Raw genomic sequence first — 20003 nt, 5'->3', positions numbered from 1 at the left:
CCTACCACTCCTTCTTCTTGGTGCCTTGAATCAGCACCACGGTTCCCACCAACAGCGCAACTGATGCGTACGCGATCGCCGTCCATACGCGCCCGCTCCCCATGTCTTCGTATCGGATAAGCTCCACGAGCGGACTCACTGGGGAATATGTGACCAGAGTTTTTGTTGTTCCGCTCAAAGCGTCCGCAGGCACAAACGCGGTGGAATACAGCAGCGCAAGCATTTCAAATGATTGGATCCCGCTCGCGACGGCTACGGGCCGTTTGCTCACAAACACAATGGAATCCGCCAGCAAAGCCAACACCAGCGAAACCAGCAGGGTCACACCAATCGCCACCGCAAACTCGGCCACAGTGGGACGGTAGTCCAGCAGCATAGCAATCAAGATAAGAACAACGCTGGAAGCGAGCGCCCGAGTGCAATCAACGAGCAGTCGACCCACGGCGTATGGCACCAGCGAACGAGAGGTCGCCGCCACGCGCATCACAAATCCATCGTCGATGTCTCGGGCGACCACCATTGCAGATGCCGCTGCGGAAAACATGGCCCCTTGGAACAAGCATCCCCCCAACACAACCGCCGTGTAGTCCATACCAGCCTGATCTGCAGCATGATGAAACACCCCATACAGGCACAAGAAGAAAAAGGTAGGTACCACAAAGGCGGAAACGAGTGACGCCTTGTTCCGGCTCAACAGCGTCAACCCTCGGCGGTAATGAACAGCAATCTCCGCCGCGATAGCTGGTGATTGCGTCATTGTTCTTCCTCCACCCGATTGAGCTGGATAAACACCTCATCAAGGGTGGGGGCCGCCAGCGAAAACTCTGCTGGCCTTTGATCCGCTTCCGCTAGGCGCGAAAGGATAACCTCCGGTGCCATCAATTCGCGGGAGTAAACCACCAAGATGCTCGGATTATCCGATGAAATTCCAACATCCACGCCCAGCGCGCGCAGGTAGTCGCATGCAGCTAACGCCGCCTGGTCACCATCGAAACGCAGCCGCAACACGGATTCCCCGAGTTGGTGCCGGAGCTCGGTAGGAGTTCCCTCAAGCGCCACAACACCATCTTTGAGTACAAAAATACGGTCAGAAAGCGCGTCGGCTTCCTCAAGGTATTGAGTGGTCAAAATGATCGTCATTCCGGTTTCCGTCAACCGCCGAATCAATGCCCACAATTCGTTCCGGCTGACTGGGTCAAGCCCAGTACTCGGCTCATCCAAAAACAACACTTTGGGCGGCGTAACTAGGGAAACGGAGATATCAAGCCGGCGTCGCATACCGCCGGAATAAGAGCTGACGGGTTGATCCCCAGCGTGCGCCAACTCAAAGGACCCTAAAAGTTCCGTTGCGCGAGCTGCCGCGTCCTTTTTTCGCAATCCCCGCAACCTACCAAAGAACTCAATGTTCTCGCGGCCGGTAAGCTGTTCATCAACGGCGGCGTATTGGCCAGTCAAAGCGATGATTTCGCGCACTTTTGCCGGTTGCTTGGCCACATCGAATCCGCAAATAATCGCTTCCCCACTATCACCGGAAAGCAATGTGGAAAGGATCTTTATCAGCGTGGTTTTCCCCGCTCCATTGTGCCCCAAAAAGGTAAACACTCCGGAACGATCGATCTGAAAAGACAAACCACGCAACACATGTTTGGCCGGGACATTTTTCGATGCCGCTTTATAGGTTTTATGCAAATCCCTTACTAATACTGGAATTGTCATCGCATGTCCTCACTTCCGTGTTTCTTCAATAGTTGCCAGTGCACATTGCTGCAGCTGAGTAAGTAAATAGTCATCCAAACCTTCGACACGATCGATACTGTGCACCCCGCCTTGTAACTCCCTTTCATTGCGCAACATCCACACGGCGCATTGGGCAGCTGCAAATGCGGTCAATTCGTACGAACCCGCACCGCGAAGCAATTGACGGTACGTACCCCCACCGCTATCGCGAGCCACGATTTCAAACACTGAGGCCGAGGGTACGGTCGTTTTCGAGGCTCGAGTTCGCGCCAGCTTAGCGAGCAGCTTGGAAAGACCTACCTGCACCAGAGGTCGTTTATAAATCTTTCGGGAGCTCAGGGTACGCACACTATTTTCGGGTAGACCCGCAAACTGCACACGGTATTGAAAGCCCTGTACGCCTGGCCATATTCGTCGAGCACCATCAATATCGGGGCTTTCGTAACCGGCTGCTCCAGCTTCAATATCCGGTTGCGAGCTGTGGAGTTCCGCACCGTGAGCTAGATAGCGGTGCCCATTGGCAAGCGTCAGCAGCAGGGAATGCATCGCTGTTGCGCCAGCTTCCCCAGCTTCACTACGCAAGCGTTCTACGACATCAACGATGTTATATTCCCGCCAGCGGCACAGCATTGCGGTCGAAATTCCAGGATTCAGACCACAACCGGTTATGACACGTACATTTTTCGCCATCGCGGACTCGTGAAGCTCTGCAATAACCCGCGCCGCATCGATGGAATCATTTACATCAAGGCAGTTTGTTCCGGCTTCAACACACAGTTCATGGATTGACGCACCCAGTTTTTCAAAGGGACCAGCACATATGATAGCCAAATCATAGTCAGAAATGGTTGCCACGCTTGCTGCACGGTCTTCTGGATTGAGAATCCGGTGATTGGCCAGTTTACTGGCGTGCCGCGATGACACGTCGATTCGTGCCGGTTGCTGAAGATACTGTCCAAGGTATCGTTCGACTTTTCTTCCAGTGATGCCGGTTCCACCGATCACCAATATGCTGCGTTGCTGTGCTGCATTCAATTTCCTCGGCCTTTCCCTAAGTCCCAGATAAGACCTGCGGTCGAAATGGCACCTTCACCCAAAAGCATGGAATAGTGATTTCCTTCGCAGTCTATGGTCTGCACCGATCCGATATAACGTTCCCAGCCTTTGGAACTGCGTGCCTCCCCATCACGAGGAAGTACCAGAATTGCACTGTCAATTCTCTTTGCCGGAACAAATGTATTTCGCGCAGCCAGCAGGCTACGCAACGCATTGAATTCTCGGATAGTCACGGATTGCCCCGCAAGGCCGAGATCAGCAACCAGCGACGGAGAGATCTCCCTGGCTACCTCGTATACGAATGCGGATTCTTTGCCCACAGCTTGGCAGTTATCCACTAATGCGTCCCACCAACCAGCATCGGTGAAATCTTTCTTTGGTAGGACTATGCCCACTCGCGCAGCAACGTTTTCAAACAATGCTTGTCCACGCTCCGTGGAATCCAATGCCGTCTCTACTTGAATACCTGGAGCAAGCGAATCAAGCAACGCCACTGAAACATCAAACGCCTCTTGCAATTCTCCCGCTAGCTGATGCGCTATCGAACCACCGAGGCTCCAGCCAACTATTGTTACTTTGGCGTTAGCGGGAAGCTCTTGGCGGATCAGTTCCGCATAATCTGCTGCTAATTGCCTCAAGTCTGTCGCTTGTGGATAGTTGTATTTCAATCCCGGATATGCCAATCCCCAGACCTCAGCATTATCTGGGGCATGGAGAGCAAGTTCACCGTAAACATCTATTGAGCCGAAACCGCCATGAACACACACCACATAGTCGTCAACTGCGCCGCCGTCTCCCCGCCGCGCCCGCAACAATTGCATGCGATGGCTTTGGCCTGCGGTACCACCTTCGCCGCGAGCATCACTCACCAAATCTGCGATACGAGCGGTCGTCGGCTGTGCCAATGCCGATGCCAAGGGCAGTTGCACGTGGTAAAGCTGCTCCACATCACGAATCAATTGAACAAAGCCGAGGGAATCGAGCCCATGCTCCAAGAGATTCACATCCTGCGGGATACTTTCCGAACCAGCGCAGCGCGTGGAAACCATCTCCGTGACCACCTGCAAGATTCCATCATCAACGGTCAAATCACCTGCAGCTGGCGTGGTAACGGTAGGAACGGGACGTCGATAAGCAGCTGAGTGGGCCCCGTATTTGCCTAACTGTGCGGCGCACGTCGGCTCGACAGGCGGGTACTCACCATGTGGATTAGCAGCCAACGCCCGCACGCAGGCAACGTAGCGTTCAAACATCTCTTCGACCATGCCCGAAGGGAAAGCTTCATGTACGTAATCCCAGGCTACGCTGACCTCGTCGCCTCTTTGCAGCAACTGGTTGTCAATAAGCACTTGCGGTGTCTGTGAGATTGCATACACTACCTCACCGAGCGCGTTAGCTGAGGCAACACTCGGACCTAAGTGCTCTTCCTTTGGGACGTCGAACAACAGCGAAGTAAAAACGAACGGAGCCACCGCATCGCCCACCAGACCAGCGGAAGCGGCAAGAGAGGTAACCGCCTTCACCCCTGCATAGTCTGCTGCAAGATGACACAACATCAAATTATGCAACCGTGGCAAGAATTCGGTCGGACGCTGAGCCTCAATCGCATCAGCAGACAGCAATACCAAGCCGGTGAAATCCCCAAATACGCCGTGGTGCTCGCCCACTTCGCCACGCCGGTTAAAGGTAGTGACATTGACACCGACGCGTTCGGTAGTCGCCCACAACCCTAGCGCTGCCATGTACGCACCTAAGAACAATGTGTTCACAGAAACGCCCTGCTCCGCAGCACGAAGCCGCAAACCAGCCATCGTTGCAGCGTCCAAAATATCTGCGGCGCGTCGCATGCGTACCTGACTTACCTCGGCCGATGCCTGCAAGTGGGGTAGGAAATTACCCGCTGGGTACGAAACAAGCTCTTGAGTAATATCAAGGATTTCCCGATTACCAGTCCACCCGTGGACGCGCCGCTGGGTATCTGCAATAACATAATCGCGGAACGATGCATTGAGCTCTGGAAGTTCGACGCCCTCGTACAAGGCATTGAGTTCTTGAATAAACAACCGCTGACTCATCCCGTCACCGATGATCATATCCACGCTAAAGAACAATCGATACATGCTGTCATCGAGTCTCGCCGCCTCTAGAGCGAACAGGGGCCAGAGGTGTACATCAAAAAGTTGGTGGCTGAGCCTGTCGCGAAGTCCTTGCAGCGCGGCGGTTTTTGCGGCATCATCCACTGGCCGCAGATCTGTTACCTTGACGTGATAGTACGGCACGGTGGGGAGTATCCGTTGCGTCGCGTCCGCGAGTAGTACCGCACGAAGCATACCGTGGCGAGCGATAAGCTTGTTCAACGCTCGTTCTAGGCGCGCTAAATCCACGTTTGCAAGCGTTTCCACATAATAGTGCTCGCTCACACCGCCCAAAGCAAAGCCTTCATCACGGCCAATGAAATAGGCCATTTGCATATCAGTCAACGGGAACGGTGCGTACGGATCTTCCCCGTAGTCTTGAACTGCTAACTGGAATTCTGATTCCTGCTGGGCTACGGGCCTTATCTCTTCTGAGCCCTCTAACATCTGCGCAATACGCTCGATCGTGGGATGCACAATAAGGTCTCGAAACGACGCGCGGAAACCGAGGTCCTGGCGTAACAACGTCAACATCTCTTGGAACTTCAGAGAATCTCCGCCTGCTTCGAAAAAGGTGCGATTTGGCGCCAGTGCACCCACCGGCACGCCAAGAACGGTGGCCCAGATTTGCGCAACTTCGACCTGTTGAGCATGAAACACGGTTTCTGCATTGTGCTGCGCGTTCGCCTGCGAGGCAGCTTCGAAACGACTGCGTATCTCCTTGTAATCGAGCTTTCCGTTCGCAGTGGTTGGCAGCGCGTCAAGACGCAGCACCAATGTTGGGACCATATACCTCGGTAGCTGCTGCGACAACGCCTTCTGGAATTCCGATTCCCCGATTTCATTTGTTGTCGGCACAAAGGCGGCAGCGAGCACAATTTGGCCGCTACGGTGGGTTACTGCCATGGCCACACAATCCCGAGCCACCAACGACGCCTTCGCGGCTTGAGGAATCTCATCGAGCTCAACGCGAAAACCTTGGATTTTCACTTGATTATCCTCACGACCGGCAAAGCAGATATAGCCGCGTTCTGAAACGTACCCGCGATCCCCAGTGCGGTACCTACGCTGACCATCAATGGTCATAAAGGCAGCTTGAGTCAGCTCAGGTGAGCCACTATAACAGACCGCCAAGCCCACGCCACCGATATAGATATCGCCGACAACTCCGATCGGGGCCGGTTGATGATCGTAACCAAGCACGTGCATGCTTTGGTTCGGCATCGCGAACCCATAAGGTGTTTCGTTGTCTAGGGAATCATCACCAATGTCCATATAGATGGACCAAATTGCCGCCTCGGTGGCACCTCCAAGGCTTAGAAAACGAGCCTGCGGAAAATGCTTACGAGTATTGCGTACAGCATTCGTTCCAATCCGGTCCCCGCTCAGCATCACCACACGCACACTTTGAATCTTTGTATCTGAAGCTAAGCGCAGGAGTAGCAATTCAAGCAATGCTGGCGCTGAATTCCAAACAATCTGCCTACCGATAGAGTCAAGGTGCTCTAAACACGCAATGATCTCGTCCACATCACGGTTATCGTGAATTATGGCAAGCTGTCCACCTACCGCAAACGCCGCAAAGACGTCAAATACGGACAAGTCGAAACTTAGTGCTGAAAGACCTGGGAAGGCATGCTCGGAGGTGAGCTGCAAATCCTGAATCAAGCTATGTATCGTATTTACTACCGCTCGATGGCTGGTCTCCACACCCTTCGGCGCACCAGTTGTTCCAGAGGTAAAAATTATGTAAGCAAGATCCTCTGGCTGCACACCACCTCGGCGCAAGCGTGCTGTCTCTTGCGGATGCGAACCGGTGTAAGTGATCGCGGTACCATAGAGCTCCGCAAACGCCGCCGCTTGTGTCAGGATGTGTTGCCTACGCACCTCCGGCCATTGACTATCAACTGGAATATATGCGCCACCTGCTCGCACCACGGCAAGCACATTGACAATATCCTGGGCGGTTCGTGTATAGCGAACAATAACACGATCGCCTACGCACATACCGTGTAATTCGAGTTCTTGGGCAATACTCCCAGATGCTTCCCATAACTGGGTATACGTCATGGCCTCTTCGAACCCAGCAACATCAATCACCGCGACCGCATTCGGTGCGCGTTCCACAGAGTCGCGCACGAGATCCACTAGGGTGACGTCGGGGTATTCCCGCTTCGTGGCGTTGTATCGACGATCGTGCTTGCAAGCTTGCACGTCCACCGCTGGCACCGGCATAGCACTAGCTTCGAACCGACCTAGCGACTCCAATTGCTGCAGCACTAAATCAAACATGCGCTGGTATGCGGGGAAGTACTCTTCAACCACATCCCAGGACAAAGCAATACCATCACCAGTCGGCATAACTTGGACGTCAAGAGCAACCTGTGCTGTGCGTGACGAAGCGTGAGTTACACGCGCGGTGTTACGTTGAGCTCCTCCAAGATAACTCGTGAAGACGAGCGGGCAGCGCGCGAGCCGTCGTTCTGTGGAATCTTGCAACCACTGCAACAACTCCACTCCGCCGACGCCTCGATGCTGCAAACCCTCTCGAATATCCCCGCTAATTTCGACTACCGTTTGAGCAAGGTTCGAGCCTGCTGCGCTGCGCCCTGAGATCAGCATCGAAGACGTGAAATCTCCGAGACAAGGTTGATTTGGCAAAAACACCCGATCTGTTACCGTGACATTCCAGGGAATTTCGGGTTGATTCAGCCATCGGCTGACCACGCTCGTATGCACGCCGAGGATCAGTGCGGATGTACTACATTCCATCTCACTAGCTACTCGTTCCAGCGTCTTAACCAAATCTGGAGAGCACTGGTAACTAACCCTCTGCATCGATGGCGCATTTTCTCCAAACAGCGGCACGAGTGAATTTGGTCGCTCTGGGAAATCGCGCAATTTACGCTTCCAGTACCGTAAGTCCTCCGCAGCATCGAATCGTTGCTTCCTAGCTGCCACTACCCCCACTGCCTCCGCGCACTGAAGTACGGGGGGAAGCTCCTTCCCAGCAATCAACCGATCTAATTCGCCTAATAAGACGTAGATGGAACCGGCATCAAAAACGACCATATTAAAATAAGCGAATAGCTTGGTTTTCTTTTCTCCAGCTACTACCAGCATTGCACCAGGCTCTTCGATAAATGATCGAACCGCTTTGCCTTCGAGCTCCGCGCGCAAATCGCTCTCGTCGATGCCATCGCGAACTTGTATTACTGCCTGTGGAGATTCTGTGCGCGTAAGCGTCCCAGACTCGAGGTCCGGCACATAGTGGAAGGCCGAATGACGGGAGACCAAATAGTCCAAATGTTCCGCGACCTGCTCTTTTGGTGCATCGTATTCGGCTTCAAAGTACACATACGTTGCAGTTCCGCCCAGCTCAAACTCTTTGCTTGTTCCAAACAGGTAAGCAAGTTGTATCTGGTTCAGCGGAATCGTGTCTGCCCAGACATCTCCCATCTGAGGATCCTGCTCAACACCTAGGACCGTCGCCTCGTCGAGGTTCGCGCAGACTAGATCAACAAGCTCGGAAAAACGATAGTCATAACGAATGTCTTCAAGAGGTAGCTGAATATTGAATTCTTTCTCTATACCCAGAAGACAATGCAATAAAGTCACCGAATGTGGAATTGAGTTCTTCAGCACAAAGTCTTTCTCATCCAAATCCACCCCAGAAACCTCAGTGAGTATTTGCCGAACCTTCTCCGCAAGGGCACGAGCCGACACGCTTACGTTCATCAGTTTTTCACCTCTATCAGGCTAGACATCAGCACGCCCCGCAGCTTTTTGCCGGTGGCTGACCGGGGAATACTGTCAACCCAGAAAATCCGGTCTACTGGAATACCAAGCTCCTTCATTAATGTGGAACGAACTTGGTGCGACAGCTCATCTCGCTCTGCATCGGTGAGCGCAGCATTTTCCCGATTAACAGGAGTTTGGCTAGGCGCAAGGAATATCGCCACAGACTCCGTGCCAGTCACTTCGTTGGTGTACCCACCGGCAACGCATTGAACAGGGAATTTCTGCTCAATGCTTTGCTCCAAGTCATTGCCGTAGTAGTTTTTCCCGCCAATAAAGATTATGTCTTTAATGCGGCCGATGATATAGAGCTCCCCGTCGATAATCGTGCCGATATCGCCCGTCTTCAGTGCGCCGTAGCTCGTTGTAGGGTGTTTCTGCCTGCCCTGTGCAGTCAACGCATCATCGGTTATTGCAGCGCCCGCAAGACACACTTCGCCTATTACCCCCTCCGCAAGATCATTATCCGACTCATCACAAATCGTGACCTTGAGGTTCGGAACGGGTTGCCCAACACTGACAAATGCACTTCCGCCCTGAGAAACCTCAAGCGTGATATCTGCGACCGTTGCCCCCGGTGCGATTCTCGACCTATCCAGGGTGATGGCTTTCAACGGCTCATATATTTCGCTCATAGCCACCGTGAGGCACGCTTCGGAAAGTCCGTATCCCGATACAAAAATGCTTTTACGCAACCCATAGCCAGCCATCGCGGATTCAAATTGGCTTACTAAATCCAAGCTGATGGGCTCGGACGCGCACACGAGCTTATGCAGGGACGACAAGTCTGGCGCCTTATTTGCCGCAATTGGCCGTGCCTGAAGCATGGTAAGCAGATGCTTCAAGGCGAAATTGGGCGCAGCGGTGATAGTCGGGCGGAACCGATCGATCGCATATAACCAACTCGCCGGATTCATCACAAACAACTTGGTCGGCAACAGCGCAAGTGGATATCCAGAAAACACCGCGTACACGAGAAATCCGATCATTGACATGTTGTGTGTGAGCGGCATCCAGCTAAGCATCTTGTTTTGCAGCTTCGCTGGCCGTCGTGGAACCGTCGATTGCAAGCCAACCAGTAGATTAGTTTCGGTTACGATCACCCCTTTAGGCATGCCCGTAGAACCGGAAGAAAACTGGATGACTCGGGTTTCCTCACCACGAAGCTGCACGGGAGGAAAAGCAACAGTTGAAAGCTCACCAATTCGTTCACGCAGGGCGTCAATGTCCTCGAATTGCACGAGACGATCGCCGATCTTTTCGTGCCCAAGCGGGAGCTCTGCGGCGTGAAGCACCCACGGCGAATCGAGGAGCTCAAACACGGAATACAATAGCCGTTCACTCCGCGCATCGCGCGCCACACCAAGGGGGACAGGCACCGCACCAAGCCACGCAATCGCCCAAAACGCTTGTACCAGAGTCTTGTTATCTTCAATTTGGATGATGACGTTGTCACCACGTCGAACGCCCAATTCTGCGAGGTAAGACGCGAGTACAGCAGCGTCTTTCACTAACTGCCCATACGGATAAAACTCCTCACTTCGTGAATCTATAAAGGTTATCCCTAAAGTTTCTTCGCCTTCGTGGGCGAGTAGCACATCAAGAAAGTGCGCATAACGCAGTGGCTCCATAGCGATCCTCCTGTCGAACTATTGTTTTCATGGGCGCTGGTTTATGGGTATTTATGGGAGCCGACGTTTTTCCTCAGGTCTTATGCCAACACGCTGACCGCTATCACCCCCAAGGTGACGCAGAATACGCTGACACTGTCGCGCCATCGCCAGCGATAACGCTGGTTGATCGTTCGTGGGTTCGGTGCCGGGTAGCCGCGCGAAAGCAGCGTTACGGACGTGCGTTCGGCAAAGCGAATGGTGGCCACGAGCAGCGGCAGCACGACACGGACGGCCACCCGCACGCGGCGTGTTGCGCGCCGCCAGATTCCGGTTCCGCGCGCCTCGTTCACCAGCAGCGTGTCTAGGATCTCCCGCCATTGGTGCCGCACATAGTGCAGGATTGACATGCCCGTCATGGGCACCACCACGAAGTTGTCGTTGAAGCGGAAGCTTTGCGACGCCGATTCCAACACCCGCCGCGCGTTTGTCACCGTGCCGCCGATTAAGGCCCACGCGACGCAATGGGCCAATGCCATGCCGTGGCTCGCACCGGCAACGATAATCGAATACGGGTTCCACATCTCGCCCGCGAGGCTGCTGCGCGCCCCCACGAGCGAAAATACGACGCCAACGGCAAGGATCACTTGCAATTTTGTTGCCAGCTCGCGGGGCGATTTCCACGTCAGCGCTACAAGGATGGCCACGGCCACCGCTAGCAAACCGAGCAACACACCCGCCGATTCGATGGCGAACGATGCGACGATGAGTGCGAAAACGCAGAGTTGGATGGCCACGGGATGCAATGCTTGCTGGCTGTGGCGCTCGGCGCGTTCGGTGCGCGCGGCGGCGGGTGCGGGCTCTTCCGTTCGCGCGCGTCCCAAGTCGATTGTTGCGTCCGCGTATTCGGCGGCGAGCTGTTCGTCGTGGCATACCCATATAACGGTCGCACCGGCATCGGCGAGCGCGCGGAGACACCTGGCTACCAGCGTTTTTGTCACGGGGTCTTGGTTCGCGGTGGGTTCATCGAACAGCATGATTGGGGCGGCGCGAAGCGTGGCCGCCAGCACCGCGAGGCGCTGCTGTTCGCCACCGGAGAGCGTAAACACTGAGGCGCACTCTTCGATATGGTCGAGCTTTAGCGCCGCCCGCAGGTGCTGTATTTCCGCCTGACTCCATGCCTCGCGTCGCACGGTTGCGGTGCTGGCCCGTTGGATCGTATCGGCGACGGTGACATCACCAAACTGGAGTTCGGGGTTTTGCCGGCACCATGCGGTCCGCCCGAGCAATTGGCCGGGCCCCCTGACCGCGCCACTGTGCGGTCGCGCCGCCCCCGCAAGCACCCGCAATAAGCTGGATTTCCCGCTGCCGTTTTCGCCGCGAATCACGGTGATTTCCCCCGCTTTGAGCGTCGCGCTCACCGCCGGCAAACCGACCAGATTCTTACGGCTCACTAGCTGGTCAAGCTCGATATCGTAGCCACTCTCGATGGTAAATCCCAGTGCGAGCGGTTCCGCCGCGATCGTGGATGGGTGTTGGGGGGAAAGGCGGAACACGCTGGCGGAGCCATCGCTTTCGGTGTGCTGTTTGTGCGTGACCATCAGCATGGAAATCTCGCCGCCAGCGACGCGTTCGTTGAGGTTTTCAAGGAGGCGGCGCCCCCACGCGGCGTCGAGATGCGCGGTCGGCTCATCGAGCAAATACAGTTTCGGTTCGGCCACCCAAATGCAGGCCATGGCGAGCCGCTGGCGTTGCCCTCCCGAAAGCTGCCACGGACTGGCCGAGGCCAGATGCTCCAGCGCGAACTCGGCGAGGCAGCGCTCGGTCCGCCGCACTACTTCCGCGTACGGCAAACCCAGGTTTTCCAGGGGAAACGCAACCTCTTCCCAAACGGTGGGCATGAGCACATAGGCGTCGGGGTCTTGGGCTACGTAGCCGATCCCCGCGTGCAACGGGTATTCGATCTCCGCGTGATCGAGCACGCGCAGCTCGCCCAAGACACGCAGGTCCGGATGGGTTTCCGCAATTACCCCGGCGCAGGCCGCCAGGAAGGTGGATTTCCCGCACCCCGAATCGCCGACGAGCAAACACCCCTCGCCCACGCCTAGGCGCAAGGAAACATTTGAAACTATTTGCGCACCGGTGGCGGTCTCAATGCTCACCGCCTGCGCCGCGATTGTTTCGGTTTCCTTGTCTACCCGCATGTGCACCGCCCCCTAACGCTTACGCAGCACTCCCGCGGCCAGCACTTTGGTATGCAACCTATAGGTGACCAGCAATAACACCAACCCTGTGGCGGTGGCGATGAGCGCACAGATCAGGCTGGCGATCGTCGATTGTTGGTCGCTGCCCACCGCTTGGGGCACGAACCACCCGAGGAAGCTGCACAGCAGGATCACGCTGATCACGTATTGCCAGGCGCTCCACCGCCGATACAACAGCACCGCAAATGGGAGTTCGAACAGCACGCCTTCCAGGGCAAGCGCCCCCAGCGCGCTGGCACCGAATGGCGAGGTCAATGCGGAGATAAAGCCGATTGTCAATGCCGCGATCAGCGTCGCCCCGGGACGCCGCACCAGCAGCGAGGCAAGGGCGAAGGGCAGCACCCAGAAGCCGAGCACCGCCGCCACCAGGTAGAAGTGCAGGAGGCTCAGGCCAACTTGCAGGTAGATCAGGGGGACAATAATCACCGATCCCGCAACGCCAATGGCCGCGGCGACCAAATATTCACGTGTCGCGTTTCTGGTTGCGGCATTCTGTTGATTTCCCACAAGGATCTCTTTTCCTAGCTCGGCTGCCTCCGCCGTCGCGCTTCACGTTGTTGGCGCAATGCCGAAGGTGTTAAAAACATGTAACACCCTAGTTAGGCAATGCTTCCCTTTCAACCCCCAGCACTTCTAAAACCTCTTTTAAGGGGTACCCCGGCAGCGCTATTTCCGTTGATTTCCAGACAAAACAAGCATTCCCTCCGAAAAGCTGCCGCGTACACTACCCCCAATGCCCATGCGCGTATGACTTACATAGTTACACCCACCCACACGGGCTCGGGCTCCAAACTCACCCCAAACACCTTTTCGACGCCCCGACGGACCTCGCGGGCGAGCCCCACCAGGTCCGCGGTACTCGCCGTGCCGCGGTTGGTCAGCGCCAAGGTGTGTTTGGTGGAAAGCCGCGCCACCGCCCCGTCGCCGGGGTAGCCTTTGGCAAAACCTGCGTGATCGATAAGCCAGGCCGCAGAGAGTTTCCAGCCGCCTTCGACGGCAAAGCAGGGCATGCTATCCGCCTTCCCAAGCTCCTCCGCAATCGCACGCACCTTCGAGGCCTGCGCGGCGGAAACAATGGGGTTGGTGAAAAAGGATCCGGCGGACCAGGTATCCACATCGGCGGGGTCATACACCATGCCTTTGCCGCGCCGCAGCTCCAGCACCGCATTGCGAACCCGCGCGGCGGGCACGCGATCCCCGGCCTCCGCGCCCAGCACGCGAACCAATTCGCCAAAGCGTAGCGGGGCGCTCAAACCATCGGTATGCAGGGTCAATTCCACCGCCAATACCACGGCCCTGCCGGAGAATTTCAGGTTGGAATATCGGTACGCCAGATCCAATGCTGCGGCGGGTACCCACTCATCCACCCCACGCTCGCGATCCCAAAGGCGCACCCGCGTAAGCACATCGGAAACCTCCACCCCGTAGGCTCCCACGTTTTGCACTGGGGTCGCACCGGCGGACCCCGGAATACCGGACAAGCATTCGATACCGCCTAGGCCCGCGGCAACGCACATGGAAACCACGTCGTCCCATACCGCACCGGCCTCGGCTACCACCACCCCGGTTGCGGGCTCCACGTGCACGCCATCACATTCGAGAATCACCGCCACCACATCCACGTCTCCGTCGGCCACGACGAGGTTGGAACCGCCGCCGACGACTAGGGCGGGGACAGCAGCGGCGTCGAGAAGCGAAACTACGTTTGCTACCGCAGCAACGGTTGTGCAGCGCACCGCGAGCCGCGGCGTGCCACCGAGGTGCAAAGTAGTGAGCTGGGCAAATGTAACCTCGGGGTCGAGCGTAACGCCTTCAATGGCAGCAAGACGTGCGGCAAGCGATGAATCATTCACGGTTCTAACGGTAGTCTGTTGGTTATGGCTACGCGTATTGAAACTACTGTCACTATCAACCACGCCCCCGAAAAAGTCTTCGCAGCGCTGACCAATGCGGACTACTGGGCGTACAACGTGGCGAACCTGTCCACCGAGCCGGGCGAGGTGCATTCCTTTACCGCGACCGGCACCGGCGCAGAGGCAGTGCTGTATGAAATCATGCCCATGGACCTGCTGCCGGAGGCGGTGCGGGCGATGATCAGCCAGTCGCTCAAGATCAAGCGGGTGTTTACGGTCGCATCCGAATCCGCCGCCAGCTACACCGCCGATGTCAAGGGCGCCCCGGTTGATTTCAAGGGCGATATCGCCATCGCCGGTGAGGGCGACACCACCACGCTCACATATGCGAATGAGGTCAGTGTGACCATCCCGTTCATGGGCCCCGCCATCGAGCCGAAGGTCGCCGAAGCGCTGGGCGAGCTGCTGGCAAACGAGGCCGCACTCACGGAAAAGTGGATCTCCGAAAACCTCTAAATGCCCGATCACGCCCATAATCTGCGGGCTCGTTTTCGCGCGCAGACAACCATTGGAGTGATCACCCGCGGCACCACGCACAGCAATAGGTTGCGCCGTTGCGATCGTTGGATGCACCACCACCAGGACATTCGACGATCGCTCATTCATGCGGAACGGCCGCTGGTGATTGACCTCGGCTATGGCGCCTCCCACACCACCACCTGCGAGTGGGCTCGGTGGCTGCGGAAAACCCGCGCGGATGTGGACGTGCTGGGCCTTGAGATCGACCCCGCGCGGGTACTGCCGCCGCGGGAGAATGTGCGCTTTGCCCGCGGGGGTTTTGAGCTGGCCGGCAACACCCCGGTGCTGGTGCGCGCCCTGAATGTGCTGCGCCAATACGACGCTTCCCAGGTCACCGAAGCATGGGAACAGGTTTGCGGTAACCTCGCACGCGGCGGCTATTTTATCGAAGGTACATGCGACGAGCTTGGCCGCCGCTGTTCGTGGGTGCTTCTCGACGCCCGCGGCCCCCAATCCCTCACGCTCGCCTGGGACCCACACCACTCGGCGCGCCCTTCGGACCTTGCCGAGCGCCTGCCCAAAGCCTTGATCCACCGCAATATAGTGGGCGAAAATATTTACGCATTGCTGCGGGAGGCGGACGCCGCCTGGGATCGCGCGGCAGGGTGGGCACCTTACGGGCCGCGCGTGCGCTGGCGGGAGGCGCGCGAACTGCTTATCGACGCTGGTATCCCCCTAGAACCAGTACGCCGCCGCATCCGCGACAATATTCTCACGGTGCCGTGGGCGTATGTCGCCTAGCATTCAGCGGTAGCTTGCGGGATACTCGTGGAATGAAGAAAGTTCTGGTTGGTCTACTTGTAGTAATCCTTGTTGTTGGTGTCACCGCGGAGATAGGATTCCGCACTTTCATTGGTAAAGAACTCCGCCAAAGCATCGCCGCCTCCGCAGGAATTTCCGAACAAGACGAACAACCGACCGTCTCCTTCGGAGCAACCCCACTCCTATTTGCCGCCGCCACCCGCAATGTGCCGGAAGTACAAATCCACGTACCCTCAACCCTTGACCTGGCAGCGCAGACCGGCGCACCGCCAACGGATATCAATGTTCGATCCCTGGACATCACGAACTCCCAAGAGCCAATTGCCGGCACGCTAACGCTGAATACGGAAATGCCCACCGATTTCATTTTCGCCATGGCCGAGCAAGCCAGCAGCCAAAGCATCTTCGGCGACTTAACCAAGGTCAGCGCCATACGTATGGACGCCGCGCGCAATGTGATTATCGCCGAACTCGCCCAAGGCAGCGCCACCGTTGAAATCACCCCCAAGGCGGAAAACGGTCAACTGGTACTCGAAGCCGCAAACGCCAGCGTGCTAGGCATGGCGCTCCCGCCCGAAGTCTCAGACGGCATCTCCCATTCGCTGCGCGAAGGGGCATCCAAATTCGCCGGAAACCTCCAGGTGCAACACGTCCAGGTCACCGAGACCGGTGTGCAACTCGAACTCGGCGGCAGCAACGTCAATCTTTCCGACCTGCAACGGCAAAACGCCACCGCGCAATAACAACGCACGCCAAGCACTAGGCCACAACGTCGAACCGCGAGCAATACCAGCTCGCGGTTTTTCATACCCCCATTCACCACGAGCCGGTGCCAGGTAGCAATTCACAAGCCACAACTTAACACTATTCAAGTGAGTGTAACTAACCGCTGGCCAGCAAAGGCAAGAGTATTTCTACCTTTAGCCCAGTTAGGTAACACTCAAATCGATCGCTAAACTTCGGGGGGTAAAGGAACAAAAACTTGGTCGCGCGGCACTCATTTTTGTGCGAAGATCCATCAATCATCCCACAGCATAAGTAGCCACGAGGAGTGTCCGTGAAATCTTTTCTTCGCCCCCTGTCGGCCGCCTATGCATTTCTTGCGATCATTGCCGCGATCAGTGCATTCTCCTTGACTAAAACCCTAGAATCAGATCAATACACCGCAGGGAATCACGCTGTTCTAATCACGGACACTTCCCCAAAAATCTCCGGCGAACAATACTGGGAAGCGCTACAGAAATTCTCTGATACCGAGAATATCCCCATTGCGCTTTCCAAACCCGACCTCACTACAGCTTTTACTAATAATACATTCTACGCCACAAACGCAGACATATATGCACAAGGCTTTAATAGAGAAATTACGACTGAGTTCCGCCCCCTTAGTGAGATCACCACAAACGATCCACGCGGACAGTACACCATCGTTGGCGACACTGAGGCAAAGGAAAAGTTCCTATCGTTCATCCGCGAGTTGGGCTTTGAAGTAATCGAACGCGAGCACTTGTTAATAGATTACTTATTCATGGATCAGACAGTTCATACAGTGCTTATTTCGCTCGTCTTTCTTGGCCTGGTAAGCCTCGCAGGCGTAGTCTTTACTGCGCGTGAGCAGGCAATCATAAGGTTACACGGGTTGAACGCGTCCTGGTCCTTCGTTTCCATGAATCGGCAGTCCGCACGTTTTACGCTGATCGTCTTTGCAATCGTCAACATCGCCGGTTTAATTTTCCTAGGTTTTTACAATCAATTTTCAGGATTCAGCCTTTTTGCTCCCGTTTATGTAACGATCTTGGGGTTAGGTCTCGCAGCTATCTGCACGGGACTAATGGCTGGCATCACATCCCTGCGGTTATTGTCCTTACTTTCCGCGCTCAAGGGCCAGTTACCGGGCAAGGTATTAATTGCCATCACCTCAGCGGTAAAAGTTTTTACGCTCTACATGCTTACTTTTACCCTAATCTTCGCAGTCTCACTGTTCAAAGAACGATCGTTGCAAGAAAGCGAAGCGACTCTTTGGCAAAACTACCAGAACCTAACGCAAATCCTCATTAACGCCGGCGTCGAGGATTACGCAGAACACTTGGCCCCCAGCCTGCGTGATTCAGATCTGCGCGAAGAAATAGTTTTGGCAGACATGCTGAGTATAGGCGATCACTTGAACTTTTCACCTGCGATCTTGGCAAACCGTAAATTTGCAGAGCTCAATGGAATCCAGGTAGATCAACAAGACGATTCTATTATCATCGCCTCACCGCCTAATACATCAGATTCCCAGCTTCGCAGCGCTTTGGAGCTCATTGATTTCGAAAGGGAACTCGCGGGCGAAGCGGCAGCAAGCACAAATATCTCATACCAAGAACTCCCTAGAGGCAAGGAAGTCTTTACCTTCGCTATTACGTCCATGATTTTTCAACCGCGCGCCACAACCAGCGATTCAATTATCATTATCCTACCGCCGGGTCTAACCGCGCTTTCGGACCGTAATTTGGCAGCAAAGGCTACGCAGGGGAGCGTGCTATATGTCGCCCCAGACAAAGTGCCAAAAATCAATACGGTGGGCGGTTATAGCACGGCCGCCGAGCGGTTGGCGTTAGCCCAAAGTAATCTCAATCATGAACTCCGACAGAGTCTTTCCAACCTCTCACTCTTGTGCGTCTTGCTTGGGGTAATCATTGTCGCCGAGGTATTGGTGTACCGCACTCGCCACGCGCGGCGCCTGCAAGTGCACCAGCTATTGGGTGTGAGGTGGTTGCGCACTCACGGTCTATCCTTCGTGGCTGATTGTGTGTTCGCATTATTGCCCCTGTATTTCCTGTTGCGCATACATCTGGAGCTGCAAAGAGATTTACAGTCCGGCAGCCCAGCCGCTTTTGAGCTTGCCCGTACCCAACCCATCACCGCCACCATTGTCGCCCTAGCTGTCCTTGCGTCCGTTGCGGGGCTTGCCATCTCTACCCTTGGAAAGAAGTTTCAGCGTGCTTACCGTGAATGATTTGTCTAAGAGCTTTGGTAATTACACCGTATTTTCTGGCCTAGATTTCCAATGTGTACCTGGGACGGTCACTACGCTCACCGGTTCCTCGGGTTCTGGCAAGTCCACGTTGCTGAATTGCCTGGGCGGCCTGATTCAGCCTTCCGCTGGCTCAATCACGGTGGCGGGGAAGGAGATTACCCAGCTAGGTTCGCGCGGTTTGTTAAAGTTCCGCCGCAATACGGTGGGCTACCTGTTTCAGGATTACGCCCTCGTCCCGGATAAAACCGTGTACAACAATGTGGCGCTCGCTATGGGTTGGTTCCGCCCCCGCAAAAACCTTATCGACGAAGCCTTGAACACCGTAGGCCTTTCCCGCTATGGCAACCGCCCCGTGTTCGAGCTTTCCGGTGGCGAGCAGCAACGCGTCGCCCTTACCAGACTTTTGTTGAAGCGTCCTCCCCTCATCCTCGCCGACGAACCTACGGGCGCCCTCGATGAGGCAAACTCCATCGTTGTGCTCAATCACCTCAAGCAGATGACTATCGACGGCGCGACGGTGATCGTCGCCACCCATGACCCGCTGGTCATGTCCTACGCCGACCAAAACATAGCGCTAACCCACACCTAAGCCCCTCGTTCCATAAGCACTTTGCTTGCGCCCGCATCCAATAGCGCGGCCTCATCTTCCCCAAGGGCCCAAACCTCACCCGCCGAGCCACCGACGGCGGCAAGATCTGCAGCCACCGCATCCAAGATCAGCAGCCTATCGGCCCCAGCCATGCGGGCCGTCTCTACCATCGCCGGATCTGGGGCCCGCAACGCAACGATCAGCATTGCCGGATGCGGCACCGCCTCCCGCACGGCAACCACTTCGGCGATCAGCGCGTTTTGGTCTTGTAGGTTCGCCAAATCCGGCACCAAAATAATCTCGCTCGCCCCACATTGCACGGCAAGCCGCGCTTCGGCGCATTTCACCAATATGTGATGGTTCCCGGTGGGCCAACCCGCCGTAGATACGATTCGAACACGGGGGCGTTCCCCGGCGGCGTGCAGGAGGTGCGGCGCGATGACCACAGTATCGACGTCGTGCGCGCGGGCGTCGGCAAGCAAGCTACGCACATCAGCGGCGGACGTGGCGGGGGCGAGGGCGGTAAGTGCTATTTCGTTCATACATTAATCCCACCACAGTCTCGCCGTTTCTCCTTGTAAGCGCCCTTACGACACGCTAA

At 55.9% G+C, this 20003-nt stretch carries 14 protein-coding genes; 5 read left to right on the top strand and 9 right to left on the bottom strand.

Going from position 1 to position 20003, the window contains the following annotated elements:
• Window position 1: 1 nt before the first annotated feature.
• The 8 genes from CCANI_RS01115 to CCANI_RS01080 all read right to left on the bottom strand — a co-directional run bounded on the left by CCANI_RS01115 (window position 2) and on the right by CCANI_RS01080 (window position 14417).
• Complete coding sequence (locus tag CCANI_RS01115) at window positions 2-757, bottom strand: ABC transporter permease (protein WP_146324271.1); 756 nt, start codon at window positions 755-757, stop codon at window positions 2-4.
• On the bottom strand, window positions 754-1716 hold the full coding sequence (locus CCANI_RS01110) for an ATP-binding cassette domain-containing protein (RefSeq protein WP_146324270.1): 963 nt from the start codon (window positions 1714-1716) through the stop codon (window positions 754-756). The genes CCANI_RS01115 and CCANI_RS01110 overlap by 4 nt, the downstream gene beginning before the upstream one ends.
• A 9-nt stretch (window positions 1717-1725) precedes the next feature.
• The gene (locus tag CCANI_RS01105; protein WP_186750224.1) at window positions 1726-2772 is read right to left on the bottom strand and encodes a saccharopine dehydrogenase NADP-binding domain-containing protein; all 1047 of its coding nucleotides are present in this window, start codon (window positions 2770-2772) and stop codon (window positions 1726-1728) included.
• The gene (locus CCANI_RS01100; RefSeq protein ID WP_146324268.1) at window positions 2769-8666 is read right to left on the bottom strand and encodes an alpha/beta fold hydrolase; all 5898 of its coding nucleotides are present in this window, start codon (window positions 8664-8666) and stop codon (window positions 2769-2771) included. Before CCANI_RS01100 ends, CCANI_RS01105 begins: the two co-directional genes overlap by 4 nt.
• Complete coding sequence (locus CCANI_RS01095) at window positions 8666-10357, bottom strand: AMP-binding protein (protein WP_146324267.1); 1692 nt, start codon at window positions 10355-10357, stop codon at window positions 8666-8668. The genes CCANI_RS01100 and CCANI_RS01095 overlap by 1 nt, the downstream gene beginning before the upstream one ends.
• Before the next feature lie 80 nt (window positions 10358-10437).
• Window positions 10438-12540, bottom strand: a complete 2103-nt coding sequence (locus CCANI_RS01090) for an ATP-binding cassette domain-containing protein (protein WP_146324266.1) — start codon at window positions 12538-12540, stop codon at window positions 10438-10440.
• Window positions 12541-12552: 12 nt separating this feature from the next.
• Window positions 12553-13107 (bottom strand): ECF transporter S component, encoded by a 555-nt coding sequence (locus CCANI_RS01085; RefSeq protein ID WP_246118209.1) that lies wholly within the window; start codon window positions 13105-13107, stop codon window positions 12553-12555.
• A gap of 245 nt (window positions 13108-13352) precedes the next feature.
• A complete protein-coding gene (locus tag CCANI_RS01080; RefSeq protein ID WP_246118214.1) occupies window positions 13353-14417 on the bottom strand; it encodes a UDP-N-acetylmuramate dehydrogenase in 1065 nt (354 codons plus the stop codon).
• 60 nt (window positions 14418-14477) lie between these two features.
• Here CCANI_RS01080 and CCANI_RS01075 point away from each other — a divergent pair, with 60 nt between their 5' ends.
• From CCANI_RS01075 to CCANI_RS01055, 5 genes are all read left to right on the top strand, one after another.
• On the top strand, window positions 14478-14969 hold the full coding sequence (locus CCANI_RS01075; protein WP_146324263.1) for a DUF2505 domain-containing protein: 492 nt from the start codon (window positions 14478-14480) through the stop codon (window positions 14967-14969).
• A complete protein-coding gene (locus tag CCANI_RS01070) occupies window positions 14970-15773 on the top strand; it encodes a hypothetical protein (RefSeq protein WP_146324262.1) in 804 nt (267 codons plus the stop codon).
• Window positions 15774-15805: 32 nt separating this feature from the next.
• Complete coding sequence (locus CCANI_RS01065; protein ID WP_146324261.1) at window positions 15806-16537, top strand: LmeA family phospholipid-binding protein; 732 nt, start codon at window positions 15806-15808, stop codon at window positions 16535-16537.
• 314 nt (window positions 16538-16851) lie between these two features.
• Window positions 16852-18792, top strand: coding sequence for a bacteriocin-associated integral membrane family protein (locus CCANI_RS01060; protein WP_146324260.1), 1941 nt, complete (start codon window positions 16852-16854; stop codon window positions 18790-18792).
• On the top strand, window positions 18785-19402 hold the full coding sequence (locus CCANI_RS01055) for an ABC transporter ATP-binding protein (RefSeq protein WP_246118208.1): 618 nt from the start codon (window positions 18785-18787) through the stop codon (window positions 19400-19402). Before CCANI_RS01060 ends, CCANI_RS01055 begins: the two co-directional genes overlap by 8 nt.
• Here the strand turns inward: CCANI_RS01055 and CCANI_RS01050 are convergent.
• Window positions 19399-19944 carry a beta/alpha barrel domain-containing protein gene (locus CCANI_RS01050; RefSeq protein WP_146324258.1) on the bottom strand — a complete coding sequence of 182 codons (546 nt, stop codon included), beginning with the start codon at window positions 19942-19944 and terminating at the stop codon, window positions 19399-19401. The two genes, CCANI_RS01055 and CCANI_RS01050, sit on opposite strands and share 4 nt — an antisense overlap.
• Window positions 19945-20003: the final 59 nt, after the last annotated feature.

Origin of the sequence: Corynebacterium canis (assembly GCF_030408595.1) — a bacterium.
Taxonomy (GTDB): domain Bacteria; phylum Actinomycetota; class Actinomycetes; order Mycobacteriales; family Mycobacteriaceae; genus Corynebacterium; species Corynebacterium canis.
The sequence above is the reverse complement of the archived record's forward strand: the minus strand, read 5'-3'. Positions and strand labels throughout refer to the sequence as shown.

What these genes read in the sequence shown, in the direction of transcription:
- CCANI_RS01115 (WP_146324271.1), bottom strand. Translation starts at nt 757, where the DNA reads ATGACGCAATCACCAGCTATCGCGGCGGAGATTGCTGTTCATTACCGC.
- CCANI_RS01110 (WP_146324270.1), bottom strand. Translation starts at nt 1,716, where the DNA reads ATGACAATTCCAGTATTAGTAAGGGATTTGCATAAAACCTATAAAGCG.
- CCANI_RS01100 (WP_146324268.1), bottom strand. Translation starts at nt 8,666, where the DNA reads ATGAACGTAAGCGTGTCGGCTCGTGCCCTTGCGGAGAAGGTTCGGCAA.
- CCANI_RS01095 (WP_146324267.1), bottom strand. Translation starts at nt 10,357, where the DNA reads ATGGAGCCACTGCGTTATGCGCACTTTCTTGATGTGCTACTCGCCCAC.
- CCANI_RS01090 (WP_146324266.1), bottom strand. Translation starts at nt 12,540, where the DNA reads ATGCGGGTAGACAAGGAAACCGAAACAATCGCGGCGCAGGCGGTGAGC.
- CCANI_RS01075 (WP_146324263.1), top strand. Translation starts at nt 14,478, where the DNA reads ATGGCTACGCGTATTGAAACTACTGTCACTATCAACCACGCCCCCGAA.
- CCANI_RS01070 (WP_146324262.1), top strand. Translation starts at nt 14,970, where the DNA reads ATGCCCGATCACGCCCATAATCTGCGGGCTCGTTTTCGCGCGCAGACA.
- CCANI_RS01065 (WP_146324261.1), top strand. Translation starts at nt 15,806, where the DNA reads ATGAAGAAAGTTCTGGTTGGTCTACTTGTAGTAATCCTTGTTGTTGGT.
- CCANI_RS01050 (WP_146324258.1), bottom strand. Translation starts at nt 19,944, where the DNA reads ATGAACGAAATAGCACTTACCGCCCTCGCCCCCGCCACGTCCGCCGCT.